Annotated in this window: 16 protein-coding genes and 2 pseudogenes; 11 read left to right on the forward strand and 7 right to left on the reverse strand. The window is 72.0% G+C overall.

All coding sequences use genetic code 11. The features are described from left to right. Window positions 1-31: 31 nt before the first annotated feature. Window positions 32-787, forward strand: a complete 756-nt coding sequence (locus ACRAKJ_RS13660; RefSeq protein WP_447008958.1) for an META domain-containing protein — start codon at window positions 32-34, stop codon at window positions 785-787. A gap of 52 nt (window positions 788-839) precedes the next feature. Here the strand turns inward: ACRAKJ_RS13660 and ACRAKJ_RS13665 are convergent, their stop codons facing one another. Then, on the reverse strand, window positions 840-1784 hold the full coding sequence (locus ACRAKJ_RS13665; protein ID WP_438925849.1) for an NAD-dependent epimerase/dehydratase family protein: 945 nt from the start codon (window positions 1782-1784) through the stop codon (window positions 840-842). A gap of 70 nt (window positions 1785-1854) precedes the next feature. Here ACRAKJ_RS13665 and ACRAKJ_RS13670 point away from each other — a divergent pair, with 70 nt between their 5' ends. After that, a complete protein-coding gene (locus ACRAKJ_RS13670; RefSeq protein WP_438925848.1) occupies window positions 1855-2292 on the forward strand; it encodes a MarR family transcriptional regulator in 438 nt (145 codons plus the stop codon). Window positions 2293-2407: 115 nt separating this feature from the next. Here ACRAKJ_RS13670 and ACRAKJ_RS13675 read toward each other — a convergent pair whose 3' ends face one another. From ACRAKJ_RS13675 to ACRAKJ_RS13690, 4 genes and pseudogenes are all read right to left on the reverse strand, one after another. Further along, window positions 2408-4942: a fibronectin type III domain-containing protein gene (locus ACRAKJ_RS13675; protein WP_438925847.1), complete on the reverse strand. Its 2535-nt coding sequence runs from the start codon at window positions 4940-4942 to the stop codon at window positions 2408-2410. Between the two features lie 156 nt (window positions 4943-5098). Next, a pseudogene (locus ACRAKJ_RS13680) lies at window positions 5099-6268 on the reverse strand (IS630 family transposase). 256 nt (window positions 6269-6524) lie between these two features. Further along, on the reverse strand, window positions 6525-8057 hold the full coding sequence (locus ACRAKJ_RS13685) for a CATRA conflict system CASPASE/TPR repeat-associated protein (RefSeq protein WP_438925846.1): 1533 nt from the start codon (window positions 8055-8057) through the stop codon (window positions 6525-6527). Beyond that, a complete protein-coding gene (locus ACRAKJ_RS13690; protein WP_438925845.1) occupies window positions 8047-8415 on the reverse strand; it encodes a CATRA system-associated protein in 369 nt (122 codons plus the stop codon). Before ACRAKJ_RS13690 ends, ACRAKJ_RS13685 begins: the two co-directional genes overlap by 11 nt. A 177-nt stretch (window positions 8416-8592) precedes the next feature. On the opposite strand from ACRAKJ_RS13690, the gene ACRAKJ_RS13695 reads away from it, so the two are divergent. Beyond that, complete coding sequence (locus ACRAKJ_RS13695; protein WP_438925844.1) at window positions 8593-12183, forward strand: CHAT domain-containing protein; 3591 nt, start codon at window positions 8593-8595, stop codon at window positions 12181-12183. Between the two features lie 227 nt (window positions 12184-12410). On the opposite strand, the gene ACRAKJ_RS13700 is transcribed toward ACRAKJ_RS13695, so the two are convergent. Next, window positions 12411-13709: an erythromycin esterase family protein gene (locus ACRAKJ_RS13700; RefSeq protein ID WP_438925843.1), complete on the reverse strand. Its 1299-nt coding sequence runs from the start codon at window positions 13707-13709 to the stop codon at window positions 12411-12413. 123 nt (window positions 13710-13832) lie between these two features. On the opposite strand from ACRAKJ_RS13700, the gene ACRAKJ_RS13705 reads away from it, so the two are divergent. From ACRAKJ_RS13705 to ACRAKJ_RS13735, 7 genes and pseudogenes are all read left to right on the forward strand, one after another. Beyond that, window positions 13833-14525: a DsbA family oxidoreductase gene (locus tag ACRAKJ_RS13705; RefSeq protein ID WP_438925842.1), complete on the forward strand. Its 693-nt coding sequence runs from the start codon at window positions 13833-13835 to the stop codon at window positions 14523-14525. Window positions 14526-14553: 28 nt separating this feature from the next. Continuing rightward, entirely contained in the window at window positions 14554-15171 is a 618-nt protein-coding gene (locus tag ACRAKJ_RS13710) for an NAD(P)H-dependent oxidoreductase (protein ID WP_438925841.1), read from the forward strand. A 71-nt stretch (window positions 15172-15242) separates the two neighbouring features. Continuing rightward, window positions 15243-16313, forward strand: coding sequence for an L-dopachrome tautomerase-related protein (locus ACRAKJ_RS13715; RefSeq protein ID WP_438925840.1), 1071 nt, complete (start codon window positions 15243-15245; stop codon window positions 16311-16313). Between the two features lie 28 nt (window positions 16314-16341). After that, complete coding sequence (locus tag ACRAKJ_RS13720) at window positions 16342-16749, forward strand: four-helix bundle copper-binding protein (protein ID WP_438925839.1); 408 nt, start codon at window positions 16342-16344, stop codon at window positions 16747-16749. 130 nt (window positions 16750-16879) lie between these two features. Then, window positions 16880-17449: a hemerythrin domain-containing protein gene (locus ACRAKJ_RS13725; RefSeq protein WP_438925838.1), complete on the forward strand. Its 570-nt coding sequence runs from the start codon at window positions 16880-16882 to the stop codon at window positions 17447-17449. A 153-nt stretch (window positions 17450-17602) separates the two neighbouring features. Further along, a complete protein-coding gene (locus tag ACRAKJ_RS13730) occupies window positions 17603-17770 on the forward strand; it encodes a hypothetical protein (RefSeq protein ID WP_438925837.1) in 168 nt (55 codons plus the stop codon). A gap of 144 nt (window positions 17771-17914) precedes the next feature. Further along, window positions 17915-18075, forward strand: a pseudogene (locus ACRAKJ_RS13735) (IS5/IS1182 family transposase); the annotation flags it as partial. A gap of 96 nt (window positions 18076-18171) precedes the next feature. Here ACRAKJ_RS13735 and ACRAKJ_RS13740 read toward each other — a convergent pair. Further along, on the reverse strand, window positions 18172-19131 hold the full coding sequence (locus ACRAKJ_RS13740; protein ID WP_447008959.1) for a sigma-70 family RNA polymerase sigma factor: 960 nt from the start codon (window positions 19129-19131) through the stop codon (window positions 18172-18174). Between ACRAKJ_RS13740 and ACRAKJ_RS13745 the strand changes: the two genes are divergently transcribed. Beyond that, entirely contained in the window at window positions 19117-19554 is a 438-nt protein-coding gene (locus tag ACRAKJ_RS13745; protein WP_438926423.1) for a nuclear transport factor 2 family protein, read from the forward strand. The two genes, ACRAKJ_RS13740 and ACRAKJ_RS13745, sit on opposite strands and share 15 nt — an antisense overlap. The last annotated feature ends 357 nt before the right edge of the window (window positions 19555-19911 follow it).

A 19911-nucleotide genomic window follows, 5' to 3' on the forward strand; every position in this document is an offset into this window, starting at 1 on the left:
TCCTCGGACCATGAGGTACACCGCGTTCCTGATGGCAGTCCTGCTCCTCACCGCGGCCTGCGGCCGGGAAGCGGCGCCCGCCGGTGACAGCGCACCGACCGGGGACGACCTGCGCGGCCTGAGCTTCACCGCGTCCACCGGCACCGAGCAGGGCCGGGCACGCGCACTGGTCGCGGGCACCACCGTGCGGGTGCGCTTCACCGACGACGGCCGCCTGGTCGTCAGCGGCGGCTGCAACACCCTCTCCGGTCCCGTCGACACCGGTGGCGGCCGGCTGGCGGTGACGGACCCGAGCATCACCGAGATGGGCTGCGACCCGGAGCGCACCGCGCAGGACCGGTTCCTGGTGGACCTGTTCACCGGCAACCCCGCGTGGCGCCTGGACGGCGACACCCTCGTGGTCGGCTCACCGGACGACAACCTGCGACTGGTCCGGGAACGGGCACTGACCCTGGCCGGCGAGGTGTGGCGGGTCGACACCCTGATCCAGGGCACGACCGCCGGCGCGGCCCCGGCCGGCGTCACCGCGACCTTCGTCTTCACCGACTCCGGGGTGGCGATCACGGGCCTGTGCAACCTCACCGCGGCCGAGTACCGGACCACCGGCCGGACGATCACCTTCACCCCCGGCCCGGTGACCCGCAAGGCGTGCGAGCCGGACGTCATGGCGCTGGAAGCGGCGGCACTGGCCGTGCTCGACGGCGAGGTCGCCTACGCGCTCGACGCCCGGACGCTGACCCTGAGCAAGGGCGACAGGGGTCTGCGGCTCATCGCCGAACCGCGGTAGGGCGAAGTCCGGCGAGGACGAGGACGCCGCGCTACCGGGGGCGTCCGAGGGGTTACCGCTGGTTTCCCGCGCGCAACCAGGCGATGTAGTCGGCGGCGGCCGCGGCGGTGTCGTAGCGGGGCTCGAACCCGGTGTCCTCGCGCAGGCGCGTGATGTCGAGCCAGCTCACCGGGTGGTCCCCGGCCTGCGGGAGTGCGCACCGGAAGTCGGGTTCGGTGGAGTTGATCGCGGTGACGACGTCGGCGTTGCTCGTGGCGCGGCCGGAGGCGACGTTGTACGTCGAGTGGTTCAGCTTCCCGGCGAGCTGCAGCAGCGCGAGCGCGCGTCCGGTGTCCTTGACGTAGAGCAGGTCGAGGGCGTCGTCGGCGTGCGGCGGTGCGATGAGCCCGGACAGGTCGGGTTCGCCGCGCCGGGCCGCGGCGTGGGCCAGGGAGGGGGCGGCGAAGAACGGGTCGGGCAGGTGGCCGCCGGGACCCCAGGTGCCGGAGATGCGCGCGGTGACGATGTCCACGTCGGTCACGTCCGAGAGGTGGCCGGCGAGGAGTTCGGTGACCTTCTTGAACGTGGGGATGGCGTGGGAGTGCCCCAGGGGGATCGGCACGTCCTCGGTCAGCGCGCCCTCGGAGGCGAAGCCGTAGACGCCGATGGTGCTCGCGGTCACGACACGGCGCACGCCCCAGGTCCGCGCGGCGCGGACGATGTTGAGGAACGCGTCCAGTGCCCCCGCCGTGGCCTCGACCGGGTCGGTGTCGGTCACCGGCCACGGCAGGGCGACGGCGAGGTGCACGATCCCGGTGATCGGGTACCGCCGGCCCACGGCGAGCAGGGCGTCGAGGTCGGCGACGTCGGCCTGGACGACGTGGACGGGCAGGTCGGCCATGTGCGGGGGGACCTGCGCGGTGCGGCGCTGGAGCAGGACGCACTCCTCGCCGGCGTCGGTGAGGGCGCGGACGGTGTGGGAGCCGATGAAGCCGAGCCCTCCGGTGACGAGGATCATGGTCGCGCCTTTCGTGGTGGAACTGATCGTCAGGATTACTGACGATCAGACTAGGCCTAAGATGGGGGCCGTGTCCACCGAGCCGAGCGCCACCGCCGACCCGCACGAGGTCCTGGGGTACCTCCTCAAGCACGCGACCCTGAAGCTCACGGCGTTGACGGACGCTGCGCTGGAGCCGTTGGGGATCGACAGCAAGGACTTCGGGGCGCTCCGGGTCCTGGCCCACCGGGAACCGACGTCGCAGCTCCAGGTGGCGCAGATCCTCGGCATCGACCGCACCACGATGGTGGCGTTGCTGGACGCGCTCGAGCGCAAGGGCGTCGTCACGCGGCGCCCGGACCCCGCGGACCGGCGCAGGAACGTCGTCGAGCTCACCGAAGAGGGGATGCGGACCTACGACGCGGCACGGGTGGCGTACGGGAAGGCCGAGAGCGCGTTCCTGGCCGCGATCAGTCCGAACGCGACGGATCAGCTCCGCCGGACGCTGCGCACCCTCGTGCAGACCTGACCTGCGGGGGAGGCCCGGCCGGACCGCCGCCCGGACGAACGGGGGTGCCCCGCCGCCGAACGGCGACGGGGCCGAGCTGCCGGTCGCGGGACGGGCCCGCAACCGGCAGGGGTGGTCACAGCAGGGAGATGTAGTCGGTCGGCGGACCGTCGCCCGCGCTGTTGTGGGCGATCACCGCGGCCCGGACCGGCATGTGGGTGACGTCGGAGTCGGGCACGAACGTGTAGGTGGTGCCCTGCACGGATGGCTGCAGGGTGCAGGAGTCGTGGGTCTCGACGGACGTGCACATGACCACGCCGTAGCTGACGGTCTCGTACCCGTCGTCCGCGGGCGGCGACCACGTCAGGACGACGGTGCCGTCCTTGCGCTCGAAGGTCAGGTTCTGCGGCGCGCCGGGTGCGACCACGCCGCTCTGCGCGTAGCCCTGCCCGGTGGCTTCCGAGCAGGTGTCGGAGGCGGCCTGGGTGGCGATCACCCGGTCCTGGGTGGAGCCGGTGGCGGGTGCGGTGTAGAGGCCGGTGGCGAGGTCGATCGTGCCGAGGGCGCCGTCGCTCAGCCTCCAGGTGACGGGTTGGGTGTTGGCGCAGCCGACGGAGGTGGCGGTGAACTGCACCGCCTCACCCGCTCTGACCCGTCGGGTGGTCGGCTCGACGTCGACGGTGGTGAGCTTGTCCGGTGACGTCCACAGGTCTACCGGGTCGTCCTCGTTGTTGTAGATGGAACTGCTTCCGTGCACCTCCAGCAGCGGCACCTCGAAGGTGAGGCTCACGTCCACCACGAGCGAGACCTTGCCCCAGGGTGTTCGGGAGGAATCGGCGTCGAAGACCAGCGACGGGGTGAGTTCGAGGCCGGGGCCGGCGATGTCGTAGAGCAGGATGGTCAGGTTGGCCGGCAGGCTGACGGTGATCTTGGCCGCCGCCTTCAGGTTCGGTTCGAAGGTGTTGACGGCTTTCGTGGTGTCGTCGTGCGGGGTCCAGCGGTCCTCTGCCTTGCTGTAGGTGAGGCTGCCGCCGATGGTCTGCTCGTAGGAAGCGGTGAAGGTGAACTCCAGCGACCCCTCGGCGGTGAGCCTGGCCAGCAGCGTGAACTTCGGGCACAGCACCAGCGGGAACCAACCGACCCAGAACGTCGTGCAGTCGAACGGGATGTCCACCAGGGGCTTGCTCTCGGCGGTGCCGGAGAACATCGCGGCGAAGCGGCCCTCCACCGACGCCTGGACGGTGGCCTTCGCGGCGATCGAGGCGCTCTGGAGGCTGAACCATGACATGTCCACGTCCAGTGCCCAGTCGGGGGTGACGGTCACCTCGCCGGTCAGCGCGGCCTCGAAGCCGACTTCGCCCTCGGCCTGCACCTTGGTGTCCTCGGAGGTGGAGCTCTGCGGCTTGTAGGCGATGCTCATGTCGAGCCTGCCCCCGATGGAGGAGACGTCGACGCGGGCGCCGGGGACCAGGGAGCGGGGTTGTGCGGTGCTCACCCAGTCGGCCTTGGGCGCGGCGAGCAGGGAGGAGGTGTGGACGGCGTCGGTGAGCTTCGCGTTCTTCGTGATGAGCACGACCTTCTCGCCGCTGGTCCGCACTTCGGTGATCTCGCGCAGCAGGCCCTTGCGGGGGCGGGGCTGTCGGGCCTCCGCGACGACGATCTGACCCTTGACCAGTTTCTTCACCTGGGGGGTGGCCTGGTTGAACACCACGCGGTCGTGGGCGATCCGGCTGATGGCGTCCATGCTGTTGACGGTCAGCTTGACGGTCCTGTCGGCGATCTTGTAGCCGGGTCTGGCCCGGGCGGTGCCGGCGGCGGCGAGGCGGTCGGCCACGCCGTTGGCTGCGGTCACCGCGACGGTGTGGACCTGTTGCGGGTCCAGGCCGGTGAGGGTGGCCCGGTGCGTCGAGGCGCCCACCGTGACGGACTTGCCGCCCGGGGTGGTCGTGACGGTGTAGGAGGTGACGGCCGCGCCGCCGTCGTCGCGCGGCGGCTGCCAGGTGACGTCCAGCGACCCCTGGGTGCCGTCGGCGGAGGGCGTGGCGGACACGGAGCGGGGGCGGGTCGGGGCGTAGGGCGCTCGTGGCACGTTGTCGGCCTTGGTCGCGGCCCTGCCGGTGCCGATCTTGTTGGTGGCCGCCACGGTGACGGTCTGGGCCTTGCCGTTGACCAGGCCGGTCAGGGTGGCGGTGCGGACGTCGCCGCCGACGGTGGCCTTCTTGCCCGAGGGGGTCGCGGTGACCGTGTAGCCGGTGATCGGCGCGCCGCGGTCGGCGCCGGGGTTCCAGTGCACCACCAGGCTGCCGTCGCGACCGAACACCGAGTCGATCGTCGGCGGCAGCGGCCTGCGGGCCGTGCGCGGCACGGCGGGTTCCGACTGCGCGGACTTTGGCGAGGACGTCCCGGCGAGGGTTTCCACGGCGGTGAAGGTGTATTTCGTGCCGTTGGTCAACCCCGTGACGCGGGCCGAGGTCTTGCCGCGGTTCTTCACCACGGCGGTCTTCCCGCCCGGCGCGGCGGTGACCGTCATCGACCACTCCGCCGTCGCGTTCCGGTCCTGGTTCGCGGACAGGAACACCACGTCGACCGCGTTGTCCCGGGAGTACACCTCGGTGATGCGGGGGGCGACCAATCCCGGTGCCGCCTGCGCCGGCAGGCCCGGCGCGACCACCGAGGAAATCAGCAGGGAAATCAGCAGGGAAAGAACCGCTATCGGCGAAAATGCGCGTGCGGAACCGCGACTCGGTCTCATCGGTGACATCCCCTCGATCGAGCGAAAAGAATTCGGATTCGTTCGACCGTAGCGCCCTGGATATTGTCCGGGGCATCACTCGACGGTATCGACTGCTGTCGCTGTGCGTGCACGTGGAGGTCGAAAAAGCACGGAAAGGTGTGGGTCCGGCCACCGACGGGTGCGGTTCCTGCTCTTTTCGGTTGAACCGCGAGTGGTCTCTGCTGCTTGGACAAGGTCACGCGCGTTCGACGACCGTACGCCGATGTTGAGCCGGGAGTGTTCGGTTGCCCACATGATGGCGTAGCGGACGTGTGGGGCGCGGAAGTAGCCGCGGACGATGTGCGGTTGGCGTTGGCGGCGGTGCGGGAAACCTCTGGTCTCGTGGGCGAGGCGGTCGACGTTGTGGGCGCGGGAGGCGTTGACGTTGCGCTCGAGGTCGGCGTTGAGCAGCTCGTCGGGGTTCAACTCGGGGCTGTAGCCGGGCATCAGGTGCAGCTCGATCCGGTCGGCGTTGGTCTCCAGCCAGGCGCGGACCGCTCTGCTGCGGTGCACCGGATGCCGGTCGGCGATGACGTGCACTCTTCAGTCCGCTTGGCGTGCCACACGGTCGAGAAGTGCGGTGGACACGGTCGCGGTGAAGCGTTCGGTGAACACGGTGAACCACAGCGCGCCGCGTGAGGCGACCGCGGACATGACGTTGACCCGCAGCCGTTTCCCGGTCGCCCACACGACCGGCGTGCGGCCCTCCGGCGCCCAGGACCGGCCGGGCGGTGGGGCATCGGAGCGCAGCCCGCACTGGTCGACCCACGCGATCGCCGCGCCCTCGGCCTTGGCGCGTGCCTCGACCGCCGGATAGTCCTCGTCCAGCCAGGCCCGCACCGCGGCGGGCTGCTGTTCGTAGGCACATCGGCCCGGGCGTTGCGGGGTGAACCCGTGGCGGCGCAGCCACAGGCCCACGCCCTGCTCGGTCATGCCGACCCCGACGACCAGGCGGATCAGCTCCACCACCGCCGGACGGGTCCACAACGGGCCGCCGGTCAACAACCCCTCGGGTGTGTAGTCGGCCATCGCGGCGAACAGCGTGCCCCGATCCTCCGCATTGATCAATTCGGTGGGGTCGGGACGTCCTCTGCGGGTCGCCAGGTCGTCGCGACCGTCTCGCCGGTAGGCCGGCCACCAGGTCCCCGTCGACCATTCAGAGACCCCGAACACCTCCGCGGCCTGCCGATAGCCCTCGACTCGACCGGCCTCCAACGCCGCCACCGCAGCACCTCACGCTCCGCAGGCGACAACCGGTGCGCATCCCCGACCTCGACCACGCTGATCGACCTACAGGCAAGCGATCACTTTCGACTCAATAGTGTGGCTCCGTCAGCGGAAAGCGTGATCACCGGTTTGGCGATGACTGTTCGAGCGGCATAGGACCCGCTACGGCGTTTCGCTTTCCAGGCGGGTTCGTCGTCGCACGTCGTTGCAGGCCGGCCGCCGCGGTGGGGACGGGAAGCGTGCGGCTCGGCGATCACCCCGTCCACAGCCACGCCTCGGTGGTCAGCTCCTTGACCCGCACCGTCACCGGACTGAACTGCTCCCGGGGCAGGCCGGGCACGCCCTCGGCGACCACGAACTCGTGCACGTGCCGGGACAGGACGACCGCCAGGTCGCGCTCCGGCTGCGCGAGCACCTGCTCGCGCAGCGGTGCACAGTCCAGCAGTCGGCCGGCGACGGTGGCGGTGGCCCCGCTGAACCCCAGCTCCGAACGGCCGACCGGACCGATGACGACGGCCATCCGCAACCGCAGCCGGTCCTGCGCCCCGGTGTTGTCGTGGGCGAGCCGGTCGGCGGTGCGGCGGAGCAGCAGCGGCAACGCGCGGTGGACGTCGCACCCTGCCGGGAGGAACGCCAGCAGCCCGTCGCCGGTGTCCTGACGGTCGACGGCCGACGGCGCGGTGCCGAGGTCGTGGAGCACCGAGTTCGCCAGAGCCGCCAGCCGCCCCTGCACCCCCGCTCGCCACTCGGGCTCCCGGCCGCCGTACCCGACCATGTCGAGCATGAAGCCCATCCTGATCGCCCGCCCGCCGGGGACCTCGGCCACCGGCACGGGTGGGCGCAGCGTTCGAACCTCGTCCACCAGCCTCCTGTCCTCGTCGAGCCGTTCGAGCGCGTGGTCCAGTTGCCGGTCGACCCACTCCGCCAAGCCGTCGTCGGCCGCCAGCGACCGGGGGAACACCGCGGCCATGTTCGTCCGATCGATCTCCGCGGCCCGGCGCAGCCGGCGCAACGCCGACGTCGACGCGGTGAGCGCGACAGCAACCGGTCGCCCCAGGTCGGCGCGGTGCACCTCGTCGTGGATCCGCGCCCGCAATCGGTCGAGCGCGGGGGTGTCCGCGTGCAGTACGCCGATCGAGTGGCGCAACCTCGTGGTGTGCATCAGGTAGCGGGCCAGCGGCGGCATCTCGGCGGTGCCCCGGCTCCACGTCCACGCGCTGAGCACCGCGTCGTGCCCGGCCGGCGCCAGGACCACCAGGACGCGGTCGGTGCCGACGTCGTCGACCGGCTCCAGCACTGTGAGGACGCCTTCCCGGACCTCGGGCGTCGCCCACCGGAAGCGGTCGCGCAGGTGGACGGGCAATGCGGCCGGCACGGCGTCGTCAGCGCCGGTCGGGTGCTTGGCCTGGAACACCCTGGTCGTGCCGAGCAGGTCCGCCGCGTCGCCCACCAGGTCGGTGCACCGCTGGTCGAACGTGATCCACCCGGACCCCGGCCGGCCGGTAGGGCTGTCGGGCGCGGTGAACGCCAGCGAGAGGTTGAGTACGTCGTGCGAGCGGCGCAGGACGGCCTGGATGTCCGCCGCGCCGTCCCGCGCGGCCGCCACCGCGCAGTCCGGGCGGGACGACCGGAGGGAACCCGGTAGCGCGGCGGGTAGTCCGGTGTTCGGCACGGGGTGCACCGCGCCCAGCGCACGGCAGCGCGCCCAGATCGCACGGAGCCCGTCCTCGGCGTCCTCGGTCGCCGGCGCGTAGAGGTGGACCACCAACTCCTGCTCAGCCGGCACGCCGATCCCCCGGCTGGTCCTCCCCAGTCGGCTCCTCCGCGCGGTACCGATCGCCGGTGTCCCCGGCCAGGGTCCGCACCAACTCGTTGGCCAGCTCCAGTACCCGGGCAGGCGGCGGTACCACCGGTTCATCACCGATGCGCGTGATCCTGCGGGGAACGGCCAGCTCCAGGTCCGCCGCCGCCACGCCGAACGCGTCGCGATCCCGTTCGAGCACGGCCCTCGACAGCTCGACCACCGCTTCGTCGACGGCCGTCCACCGCGCCTCGTCGAGCCGCCACCCCGGCAGGTCCGCCAACACCGCCAGGGCATCGACCACCACCGCCGCGCCGAGTTCCGGGAACGCCGTCACCGTCATCACTCACCTCGTCGACCCGCCTGGTTCCGCCGCGCCGGATCGGCGCCGCAGTATTGCGGCCGCGTGTTCCGGCTCGTGTTATTGAATCACCACTGGACGATCATGCTGACCGCAAAAATCGGCAATCACCCGATGTGAAATCGACGTGCTCGGAACTCCTGGAGGAGGAATTCGGCGGTGTTGGCTGATGAACCCGTCGCGGACGGCGAAGAGGTCGATTGGCACCTGCTGGAGGTCCTGTTCGCCCTGGACTCGGAGGACGTGCCGGAGGAAACGTTCGACCAGCTGGTCGAGGCGCAGTGGAGGGAGGTGGACGCCCTGCCCCCGGGCACGCCCGAGCAGCGGGCGGCGATGGTCCTGCTCGTCAACCTCCTGACCACGGCCGCCGAGCGCTTCGCCGACCTCGCGCGGGATTGGGAGGCGGTGGCGGTCGCGCGGCTGGCGTCCCGCGAGCCGCTGGCCGACGACGAGCGCCCGCACCTGCTGTTGCTCCTGGCGACGGCGCTGCTGGGTCGGTACTCGCGCACCGGGGACGTGCCGGCGCTGCTGGAGTCGATCGAGGTCGGTGGGCTGGGGCTGACCGCGGCCGGTGGAGCGGATCGGTGGGTGCACCAAGTCAACCTCGGCCATGCCCTCACGTTGGCCTTCCGGGAGCGCGGCGACGTGCCACTGCTGGACGAAGCGATCGGCCTGTTGCGCGAAGCCGTGGCGGAGCGCCCCCAGGACGAACCTGAATCGGCCCTGGCACCGATGCAGCTCGGCATCGCGCTCCACCTGCGGTTCGCCGTCGGCGGTGGCGAGGACCTGTTGACCGACGCCGTCGCGCGGGCACGGGAAGCGGCGGCGGAACAGGCTTCGGACGCCTCGATCGCCGGGGCGGCCCACACCAACCTCTGCACGATCGCCCGAACCGCGTTCGAGCACTCCGGTGCCGCCGACCTGCTGGCCGAGTCGATCCGGGCGGGCCGGACCGCCCTGACCCTGCTGCCCGCCGGCGACCCGAACCGGCACGACGCGGCTGCCGTCCTGGGCACGGCTCTGCTGGCCAGGTACAAGTCGGTCGGCGACGGTGCCGCGCTGCGCCGGGCGCGATCGCTGCTCCAGGAGGTGTGCGCCACGAGCCGGCCGGACCACCCCGGCCGGGCCGGGTGGCTGACCAACTTCGCCGACTGCCTCCGGACGTGGTTCATCCACACCGGGCACACCGACGTGCTGGTGCAGGCCAGGGAGGTCGCTGCGGAGGCCGCCCGCGCGGGTCTCGCCAACGGACCCGACCGGGCGGTGCTGCTGGGCACCCTCGCGGACGTCCTGCTGTCCATCTACCTGCACGACCGGGCCCCGGAGGTGCTCGACGAGGCGGTGGGGCTGCTCCGCGAGGCGGTGCGGGTCACCGCCGGTTCCGCCGCAGCCGCCGTGCACCTCGAAGCGTTGGCCCACGCCCTCGACGTGGTGCACACGACCACCGGCGAGCGGGACGCGCTGATCGAGGCGATCGACCTCGCGCACCGGGCCGCCGACGCGGCCCCCGGCCACCGCCCGGCGCGGTCGAGGTCCCTGGGCGGCCTGGGACAGGTGCTCGACACCGGTTACCGCCGGATCGGCGACCTGGCCCTTCTGCGGAGAGCGGTCGACGCGTACTCGGAGGCGCTGTCCGGCACCGACGCGACATCGCCCGTGCTCCTGTCGGGCGCGGCGGGCGCGCTGAGCGCCCTGGCCGACCGGACCGGTGACGCGGACCTCCTCGACCGGGCGGTGGCACTGCACCGGTCGGCACTGGAGGCGGTGCCTCCGGAATCCCCGGTCCGGGCCGCCTACCTGGGCACCTTGGGCGGGGCGCTTGCGAAGCTGCACGCGACCACCGGCGATCACAAAGCCGAGCGGGAAGCCATCGAGGTAATGCGCGCGGGCGTCGCCGAGGGCGACCTCCTACCCCCGATCACCCGGGCCTCCCTCCTCTACCAGCTCGCCATCACGCTGTCGGACACCGAGGAGGCCGCCACCGACCTGCTCGTGCTCGACGAAGCGGCGGGGTTCGCCCGGCGCGCGGTCGACCTGCTGCCCGCGACGGAGTCCCACTCGGAGTCCCACTCGGAGGCCCACTTGGCGGCGGCCGAGCACACCCTGGCCAGGGTGCTGCTCGCCAAGTACGGGTTGGACGGCGACCGGGCCTCGCTCACCGAGGCGAACCGGCACTTCGCCGCCGCCGCGGAGGTCGCCACCGCGCCACCGGTCATCACCTTCGGCGCGCGGTGGCGGGCGGCGTCCACCTCGGCCCTCCTCAAGGACGACGAGCGCGCCGTCACCCAGGTCGAGCAGGCCGCCGCACTGCTCCCCGAGATCGCCCCCGAGGCGCTCACCGAGGCCGACCGACTGCACCTGGTCACCTCGACGGCGGGTTTCCCGGCCACCGTGCTCACCGTGCTGGCGCGAGCGGGACGGCCCGAGCGAGCCGCGGAACTGCTGGAGCAGATCCGAGGCACCCTCCTGACCGACGCGATCACCAGCCGATCCGGTGTGGACGAGCTGCGCGCGGTCCGGCCGGACCTGGCCGATGAGGTGATCCGGCTCCGGCTGGAGCGCGCGGCGCTGAATGACCCCGGCGAAGCCCCGCCAGCGGCCCTGCGCAACCGGCAGCTGTGGACTGTCCACTGGAGACGATTACTTCGCGAGGTGCACGCCCTGCCCGGGTTCGCCCGCTTCCTGGAGCCGCCCACGTACGACGAGCTGCGGGCCGAGGCCACCGAGGGGCCGATCGTCTACGTGGCCGCCGACGAGCGGGGCGGATTCGCCCTGATCGTGACGCGCGACGAGCCGATCGTGGTGGAACTGCCGGCCGCCGACTTCCGGACCGTGACCGGCCAACTGGCGGTGCTGCGCCACGCCGACGAGCTGGCGGCGGGGCCATTGCGGGAGGGGTGGCACGCGGCGCAGGGTCTGGCCGGGTACGTCCTGGCCTGGACCTGGACCGCCATCACAGGACCGGTGCTGGACCGCTTGGGGCCGGTCGACCGGCTGTGGTGGTGCCCGGTGGGCGTCATCGGGGCGCTGCCCCTGCACGCCGCCGGCCTCGACCGGAGGAACGGCCGTTCGGTGCTCGATCGCGCGGTCACCTCGTACACGCCGACCATCCGGGCGTTGGCACGGTCGCGGACCGCACCCGAGGCGCCCACCGGGTCGCTCCTGGTCGTCGCCGCGCCGGAGGCGACCGGTGCCGCCCTGCCCGCCGTACGGCGGGAGGTGGCCCGCATCGCCGCCAAGGTGCCGGGTGCCACTGTCCTGGACAGCGATGCCACCCGCGACCAGGTGCTCGCGCAGCTTTCGCACCACCGCTTCGCCCACTTCGCCTGCCACGGTGTCGCGGACGCGGCGCGCCCCGAGGAGAGCAGGCTCCTGCTCGCCGACCACCGCACGCACCCCCTGACCGTCGAGGCGATCGCCCGCCTGCGCTTGACCGGCGCGGAGATCGCCTACCTCTCCTCGTGCTCGACGGCCGAGACGTCCGCCCGGCATCGCGATGAGTTCACGCACCTGGCGGGTGCCCTGCAACTGGCCGGGTTCCGCGAGGTCGTCGGCACGCTATGGCCGGTGGGGGACCGGGTCGCGGCGGACCTCGCCGAGCGGCTCTACGACCGCGTCGTCGTCGATGGCGTGGTCCGGACGACCCGCGGGTCCACCGCGCGTGCCCTGCACCAGGCGGTCCGGGAACTCCGCGCCGTGCACCCGCACCGCCCGCTGGACTGGGCCCCCTACGCGCACTTCGGCCGGTAGCCTCCGTCCTGCAACCGGCCGGTGCCAGCCTCTGGTCACGGTCTCGGCCCGCATCAGGAACTCGGACAGGTAGCGCCGTGCGGGACGTCCGTCCGAGGGGGACCAGCCAATTATTGAGCCTAAAGTGATGGGTTTCCTGTAAGTCGGTGTGTAGTTGGGGTCGGGGGTGCGCACCGGGACCGCGTTTCAGTGCACTCCGCGACGGGTTCCGCGACGGGTGCCCCGGGTCAGGTGCCGCTGGGGTAGGTCTCGGGTTCGAGCGCGTCGACCCGGCGGGTGTGCAGCGGGTGCAGGGCTCGGGTCCGGTCGAGCCAGAGGAAGGCGTCGTAGCGGTCGCCGAGCACGGTGGGCACGTAGTTGCCCCGGTGGTCGCGTTCGGGGTGGTAGACCACGCCGATGGCGCGGTGGCCGAGTTCGGCGGTGAGCAGGTCGGGTCGGTCCTCGCGGGGGAGGACGAACAGGGCCTGCTCGGGTGCGGTGGCGTGCAGCACGTCCTCCAGCGAGCCGGGGCGGGCCGCCGGCACGGGCATCTCGTGCAGCGGCGCGCCCCACGAGTCGCCGGCGACGACCGTGCCGCGGTGGCTGCCGAACCCGACCAGCACCACCCGGTCGCCCCCGTACCGCTCGCGGGCGAGCTGACCGATGTTGATCTCGCCGTGCGCGGCCATGGCGGTGGCGCGGGCGTCGCCGACGTGGGTGTTGTGGGCCCACACGACCGCTTTCGAGCCCGGACCGTAGTGGGTCAGCAGGCGGGCGAGGGTGTCGTCCATGTGCCGGTCGCGGACGTTCCACGACTCGCGCCCGCCGCCGATCATGGCCCGGTAGTAGCGCTCTGCCCCGGCGACGACCTCGGCGTTCTGCCACGCCCCGAACGCACCGCCGTCGCCCGCCGACCCGTTGGCGGCGGCCCGTTCGCGCAGCCGCACCAGCAGGTCGACCACCTCGTTCTCGCAGCTGGTGGGGATCAGGCGGGTGGCCATCGCGTAGTCTCGGGCGCTCTCGCCGTAGGGCTCGAAGCAGTGGTAGGCAGCCAGGGCCGCAGGCACCTCGACGGGGTCGTGCTCGCGCAGGTGGGTGAGGATCTCGCGCAGCGATTCCCACAGCGAGTACACGTCCAGACCGTGAAAGCCCACTCGTTCGTGGACATCCCGCACCGCGTTGTGGGCCCGCAACCACCGGGTGAAGTCGGCGACCTCCTCGTTGGCCCACATCCACGTCGGCCACCGCTCGAACGCGGCCAAGGCGCCGCGCGGGTCGGCGGGCGCGTCGGGCAGGCAGCGGACGGCGCGGTCCACCCGGTCGCAGTCGGGCCAGTCGCCCTCCACCGCCACGAACGAGAAGCCCTTCTCGGCGATCAGCCGCCGCGTGAGCAGCGCGCGCCACCGGTAGAACTCGTGGGTGCCGTGGCTGGCCTCGCCGATCATGACCACCCGCGCGTCGCCGACGCGGTCGAGCAGCACGTCGAAGTCGCCCGCGTCGGTCAGCGGCGCGGCCAGTGCGGCGACCTCCTCCGAGTACCGGGGCACGGTGTCCTCCTCGCGGTCGTCGGTGGTCGGAACTGCCTACCCGCACCGCCGCGGCGAAAACCCGCCGTGTTCATGCGGCCGGTCCGGGTACTCACCGGGAACGCGTGAGAGGAGAGCGGGGAGATGCCACGACCGGAAGTGCGACCGGGGACCATCGTCGTCTACACCGACATCGCGTGCGCGTGGTCGACGGTCGCGATCGTGCGGTTGCTGCGCGCCCGGGACGAGGCGGGGTTGACCGATCGGGTGCACCTGGACCACCGGTGCTTCCTGCTGGAGGACGTCAACGCCTTCCCGATCCCGAAGAAGTTCCTCGACTCGGAGATCCCGGTGGTCGGCGCGCTGGAGCCCGACCTGGGGTGGAAGAACTGGCAGGGCGACCCGGCGGACTGGCCGGTGACCACGGCACCGGCGAACGAGGCCGTGCACGCGGCCAAGGAGCAGTCGCCCCGGGCGGCCGAGGAACTGGACGTGGCGCTGCGCCTGGCGTTGTTCCGCGACAGCCGCTGCATCTCGCTGCGGCACGAGATCGTCGACATCGCCCGCGGCTGCGAGCACGTGGACGCCGACGCGCTGGGCGAGGCGCTGGACGACGGCCGGGCGCGCGGGCCGATGATGCGCGACTACCGCGCCAACCGCGACGCCGTGCAGGGCAGCCCGCACCTGTTCTTCGCCGACGGCCACGACGTGCACAACCCCGGCATCGAGCTGGACTGGGTGGGGGAGCAGGGCGCCGGGTTCCCGGTGGTGGAGCACGACGACCCGACCGTCTTCGCCGACCTCGTCCGCCGCGCCGCGGCCACCGCGCCGGGTTGAGACGGCGATGAGCGGGTAGGCCCTGGGCATGGCTCCTACCGCGTTGACCGCGCTCGCGCTGACCTGTTCCCTCAAGCCCTCGCCCGAGCCGTCGAGCAGCGACAAGATCGCCCGACAGGTGCTGGACGAACTCGCCGCCCACGGTGTCGAGGGCGACCTGCTCCGCGTCGTGGACTTCGACGTGCGCCCCGGGGTGGAGACCGACATGGGCGGTGGCGACCAGTGGCCGACGATCCGCGAGCGCGTCCTGGCCGCGGACATCCTGCTGCTGTCCACCCCGACGTGGGTGGGCCACCCCTCCAGCGTCGCCCAGCGGGTGATGGAGCGGCTGGACGCCGAGCTGTCCGAGACCGACGACGAGGGCCGCCCGTCGATGTACGGCAAGGTCGCCGTGGTGGCGGTGGTGGGCAACGAGGACGGCGCGCACAAGATCATCGCCGACTGCTTCCAGGCGCTCAACGACATCGGCTTCACCGTCCCCGCGAGCGGCGGGACGTACTGGAACTCCGAGGCGATGAACCCCAAGGACTACATCGAGCTGGAGCAGACCCCGGACGCCGTCGCCTCGACCAACAAGAAGCTGGCGAGCAACGCCGTGCACCTGGCGCGGCTGCTCAAGCAGGCCCAGTACCCGCCCGTCCAGTGAGGAGCAGCCCAGTGAGGAGCAGCCCGGTGAGGAGCAGCCCGGTGAGGAGCAGCCCGGTGAGGAGCAGCCCGGTGGGAGACCTGGAAGTGGTGCACGAGTTCACCGGGCCGATGCCCACCGGGGTGAGCGTCTCGCACACCGGTCGGGTGTTCGTGAACTTCCCGAAGTGGGGCGACGAGGTCCCCGCGACCGTGGTGGAGCTGCGCGACGGCGTCGAGGTGCCGTTCCCGGACCAGGCGTGGAACTCGCCCTCGGGCGACGACGACGAGGGCGCGTTCGTGTCGGTGCAGAGCATCGTGGTCGACCCGGCCGACCGGCTGTGGGTGCTCGACACCGGCAGCCCGCTGTTCCGGCCGACCAAGCCGGGCGGGCCGAAGCTGGTGTGCGTCGACCTGGCCACCGACACCGTCGCTCGGGTCATCACGTTCCCGCCCGACGTGGCACTGGAGACGACCTACCTCAACGACGTGCGGTTCGACCTGCGGCGCGGTGAGGCCGGCGTCGCCTACATCACCGACTCGGCCGACTCGGGTCCCAACGGGATCATCGTGGTCGACCTGGACAGCGGCGAGTCGTGGCGCAGGCTGCACGACCACCCCTCCACCAAGGCCGAACCCCTGGAGGGCTTCCGCCCGGTCGTGGAGGGCGCCCCGCTGCTGGAACGCCCCGCAGACGGTGAGCCGGAACCGGTCACCATGGGCTCGGACGGCATCGCCATCAGCGCGGACGGCACGCGGCTGTTCTACTGCCCGTTGGCGTCCCGCCGTTGGTACAGCGTGCCGACCAACGCCCTGCTGGACCGGTCGCTGCCCGACGACGAGGTGGGGGAGCAGGTGGTCGACGAGGGCGACAAGGGGGGCGGCTCGGACGGGTTGGAGACCGACGACGCCGGGCGGCTCTACCTGACCGACTACGAGCACAACGCCGTGCTGCGCAGGCTGCCCGACGGCGACTTCGAGACCGTCGCCCACGACCCGCGCCTGCTGTGGCCGGACACGATGTCGGTCGCCGACGGGTACCTCTACGTCACCGCCAACCAGCTGCACCGCCAGGCGAAGTACCAGGGCGGGCAGGACCGCAGGCAGAAGCCGTACCACCTATTCCGCGTGCCTGTCGACGCCGGACCCGTCCGGCTCCGGTAGCGCACCACCCGGACGAGGAGTGATCCGCTTGACCACCACGACGATGCCGATGCTGGAGACCTACCCGGCGGAGATCAACCTGGACCGGGCGAAGCTGGCCGCGGCGATCGACGCGCTGATCGCGTGCGCCGAGGCGTGCACGGCGTGCGCGGACGCCTGCCTGAGCGAGAGCTCGGTGGCGGAGTTGACCAAGTGCCTGCGCACGAACCTGGACTGCGCGGACATCTGCGGCACGACCGCCCGGGTGTTGTCCCGGCACACCGGGTACGACGCGAACACCAGCCGGTCGCTGTTGGAGGCGTGCGCGACGGTGTGCGGGTCCTGCGGCGACGAGTGCGGCTCGCACGCCGGGATGCACGAGCACTGCCGCGTCTGCGCCGAGGCGTGCCGGGCGTGCGAAGCCGCCTGCCGCGACCTGCTCGCCACCATCAGCTGACGGTGGCGAGGCACGTCGGCTTGCGACGACGAGCCGGGCGGCACGGGTGTCGGTGCCCACGATCGGGTGGCACGTGGTTGACCTCATCCGACGTGGGTAGGCGGCGGTGAACCGACACCTGGAGGTTTTCGTGACTGTCGAGCGGGAGCACGACACCGACCTGGTCCGCGTGATCACCGCCGACCACCGCGAGGTCGAGCGGCTGTTCCGGGAACTGGAGTCCGGCCAGGGCACGCCCGAGCACCGGCGCGCCCTGGCCGACCACGTGATCGCCGAACTGGTGCGGCACTCGGTGGCCGAGGAGCAGTTCATGTACCCGGCCGCGCGCGAGGTCCTGCCCAACGGTGACGAGGTGGCCGACCACGAGATCGAAGAGCACGCCGAGGCCGAGCGGGTGATGAAGGAGCTGGAGGGCCTGGAACCCACCGACCCCCGCTTCGACCGGCTGCTCACTGAGCTGATCCGCGAGATCCGCCACCACATCAAGGACGAGGAGGAGGACCTGCTGCCCCAGCTCGCCGCCCGCTGCTCGGCCGAGGACCTCCAGGAGCTGGGGCGCAAGGTCATCGCGGCCAAGAAGGTCGCGCCCACCCGCCCCCACCCGGCGGCCCCGGACAAGCCACCGGCCAACCTGCTGCTCAACCCGGGCACGGGCCTGATCGACCGCCTGCGCGACGCGCTCTCCGGCCGCAACCGCTGATCACCGCCACCGACCGGTGACGGGTCGGGCGGACATCCCGGCCCGCCACCGTCGCGGGTCGTCCGCACGCCGTGCACACCGGGAGGCTCCCCGGTCGCGCTGGTTCGCGTCGCGTCCGCGTTTCACGGCCGGGCAGGCGGGTACCGGGCCTGCATGGAGGACATCACCGGAGCCGGTCCCGAGGAAGAAGCCGTGCGCGCCGGAGAGGCGAAGCCCGCCACCGAACAGGAGGAAGGGCTCGGCGAACCGGACTCGTCATCACCCGACGACCAGCGGGACGACGATTCCGGGACGCCCGAGGACGACCGGGACGACGCCTGACCGCGACGACGTTCCGCGCCGATCCGGTCACCACCGGCGTCGGTGGCCCCTCGCGGCCGGAGCCCCGCTGTCGCTTTTCGACGCGCGTACGAGGTCCGGCGCCGCGGTACCCGGGTGACGGTGGGGAAGTCGGTGTTCGCCTGGCGGGACGCCAACCACGCCCACGCCCGGCTGCGCGGACCGGGCGAGCGCGTCAACGCCCGACTCAACACCTGGTACGTCCTGCGCAAGTTCCGCTGCCGCCCCACCGCGCCGGCCACCCGGCCAAGGCCACCCACGTCCTGCGGAACCGAAGTTGCCGCACGATGAAAGAGGTGGTGTGCACGCCGTTCAAGCACCACGCCACCCGACCACCGCTGCTGCGGAACTCCCGCACGACGCGGGTACCCGGGACCGTCCCCTCAGGGGCGGATGCCCGCCGGTAGTCGGAACCGGGTGAGGTCGGCGGTGAGGAAGGAGGTCACCTCGGTGATGTGGCGACCCCGGATCGTGAGGACGTCGAGGCCGCCGGGCAGGTACTGCCCGGCGGCCTCGTCCCACAGGTAGGTGCCGAAGGCGAGCTGGCCGTTTGCCGTGGTGGGCAGGAATCGCCAGTGGTACCGCAGCGGGCCGCGCAGGAGGAAGGCGCGGATGTCGTCCCTGCCGCGGTACCACTCGGGCAGCGGTGGCATCGAGTAACGGGCGTCGTCGGCGAGCATCGCGACGATCGCGTCGACGTCGCCGAGGTGCCAGGCGTCGCTCCAGCGGGTCACGAGCGCGCCGACCGCCTCGTCGCCGAGGTCGCGCAGCACGGTGTGCTGGGTCGGCGTGGCCGAGTCGATCACCTTCCGGGCCCGCTGCAGGGCGCTGTTCACCGACGCGGGGGACGTACCCAGCTGGTCGGCCACCTGGGCCGCCGAGAAGCCGAGCACTTCGCGCAGGACCAGCACTGCCCGCTGGATCGCGGTCAGGTGCTGCAGTGCGGCGACGAACGCGAGTTCGACGCTCTCGCGGGCGAGGTAGTGCGCCTCGGGCGAGGTGTCGGGGTACGGCTCAAGCCAGTTGACCTCGGTGGCGGGTGCGCCGGGGTCGACGTCGACGGGCAGCGCGCGGCGTCCGCGTCGCTCGATCGCGGTGAGGCAGCAGTTGGTGGCGATCTTGTAGAGCCACGCTCGGACGAAGCCGCGGTCGTCGAGGTTGCCGACGCCGCGCCATGCTCGTACGAGCGATTCCTGCAGCGCGTCCTCGGTGTCGTGCAGCGAGCCGAGCATCCGGTAGCAGTGCGCCTTCAGCTCGTCCTGGTGCGGTGCGACCAGCTGTTCGAACGCGTCGGCGTCGCCACCGCGAGCGGCGGCGACCTTCCCACCGTGCTCGCCGACCACGCGCCGGACATCGTCATGTTCGACGTCCCGCCGCCCGAGCAGGGCGTGCGCGGCATCGAGGCCTACCGCGAGACCTGGCCGGGCTTCCTCCGGTGGCAGGCGTCCGGCGCGGTGTTCGAGATCGAGTCGCTCGACGTCACAGCAGGCACGGACGTCGCGTTCGCCGTCGCCCTGCTGCGGTGCGGTACGCCTTCGGACTTCGATCGCGACCCGGGGCGCCGACTGCGGCTGACCATCGGCCTGGTCAAGGTGGAGGGCCGTTGGACCGTCGCGCACGAGCACCACTCGTTCGCGGACAGGACGGGGGTGCCGGATGCGGCTGGTGCCGAGGTCCGGTTCCGCGGCACCCGCGTTTTCCAACGACGCGACGGCGACTGGCAGATGGTCCACCAGCACCTGTCCCTCCCGGCGGCGGGCGGCTGAGGCTCGTCATCGTGGTTGACGGCGGGGCTTGGTGCGGTGCGGGACGAGGACGGCCGCGACGATCGCGGTGGCCCGACGTGGGCGGCGGCGGCAGCGTGGTCACGGACAGGGTGGTGTACCGGTGCCGGGCGTCGCAGCGACGGACCCGGTAGTGGTCCGGGCCGGTCTCGTTCCCGGCGAACCGGAAGGTTTCCCGACGCCCCGTGTGGTCGGTCACGTGGCGGTGGCACCGGGAATCCCCCGGCGGGGATCGGTCGTTGCCGTGGTCGGTGCGCTCGCACCGGGGTTGAACAGCCAGCCCGTCGCCGTTGGATCGGGTCTCCGGGAGGTTGTCCGGTGGGGCAGGACGGATCGGCT

The sequence above is a fragment of the Saccharothrix sp. DSM 118769 genome (genome assembly GCF_052936295.1).

Coding starts and splice junctions, on each gene's coding strand:
- ACRAKJ_RS13690 (WP_438925845.1), bottom strand. CDS start 8,415: ATGACGGTGACGGCGTTCCCGGAACTCGGCGCGGCGGTGGTGGTCGAT.
- ACRAKJ_RS13665 (WP_438925849.1), bottom strand. CDS start 1,784: ATGATCCTCGTCACCGGAGGGCTCGGCTTCATCGGCTCCCACACCGTC.
- ACRAKJ_RS13710 (WP_438925841.1), top strand. CDS start 14,554: ATGGCTCCTACCGCGTTGACCGCGCTCGCGCTGACCTGTTCCCTCAAG.
- ACRAKJ_RS13660 (WP_447008958.1), top strand. CDS start 32: ATGGCAGTCCTGCTCCTCACCGCGGCCTGCGGCCGGGAAGCGGCGCCC.
- ACRAKJ_RS13730 (WP_438925837.1), top strand. CDS start 17,603: ATGGAGGACATCACCGGAGCCGGTCCCGAGGAAGAAGCCGTGCGCGCC.
- ACRAKJ_RS13705 (WP_438925842.1), top strand. CDS start 13,833: ATGCCACGACCGGAAGTGCGACCGGGGACCATCGTCGTCTACACCGAC.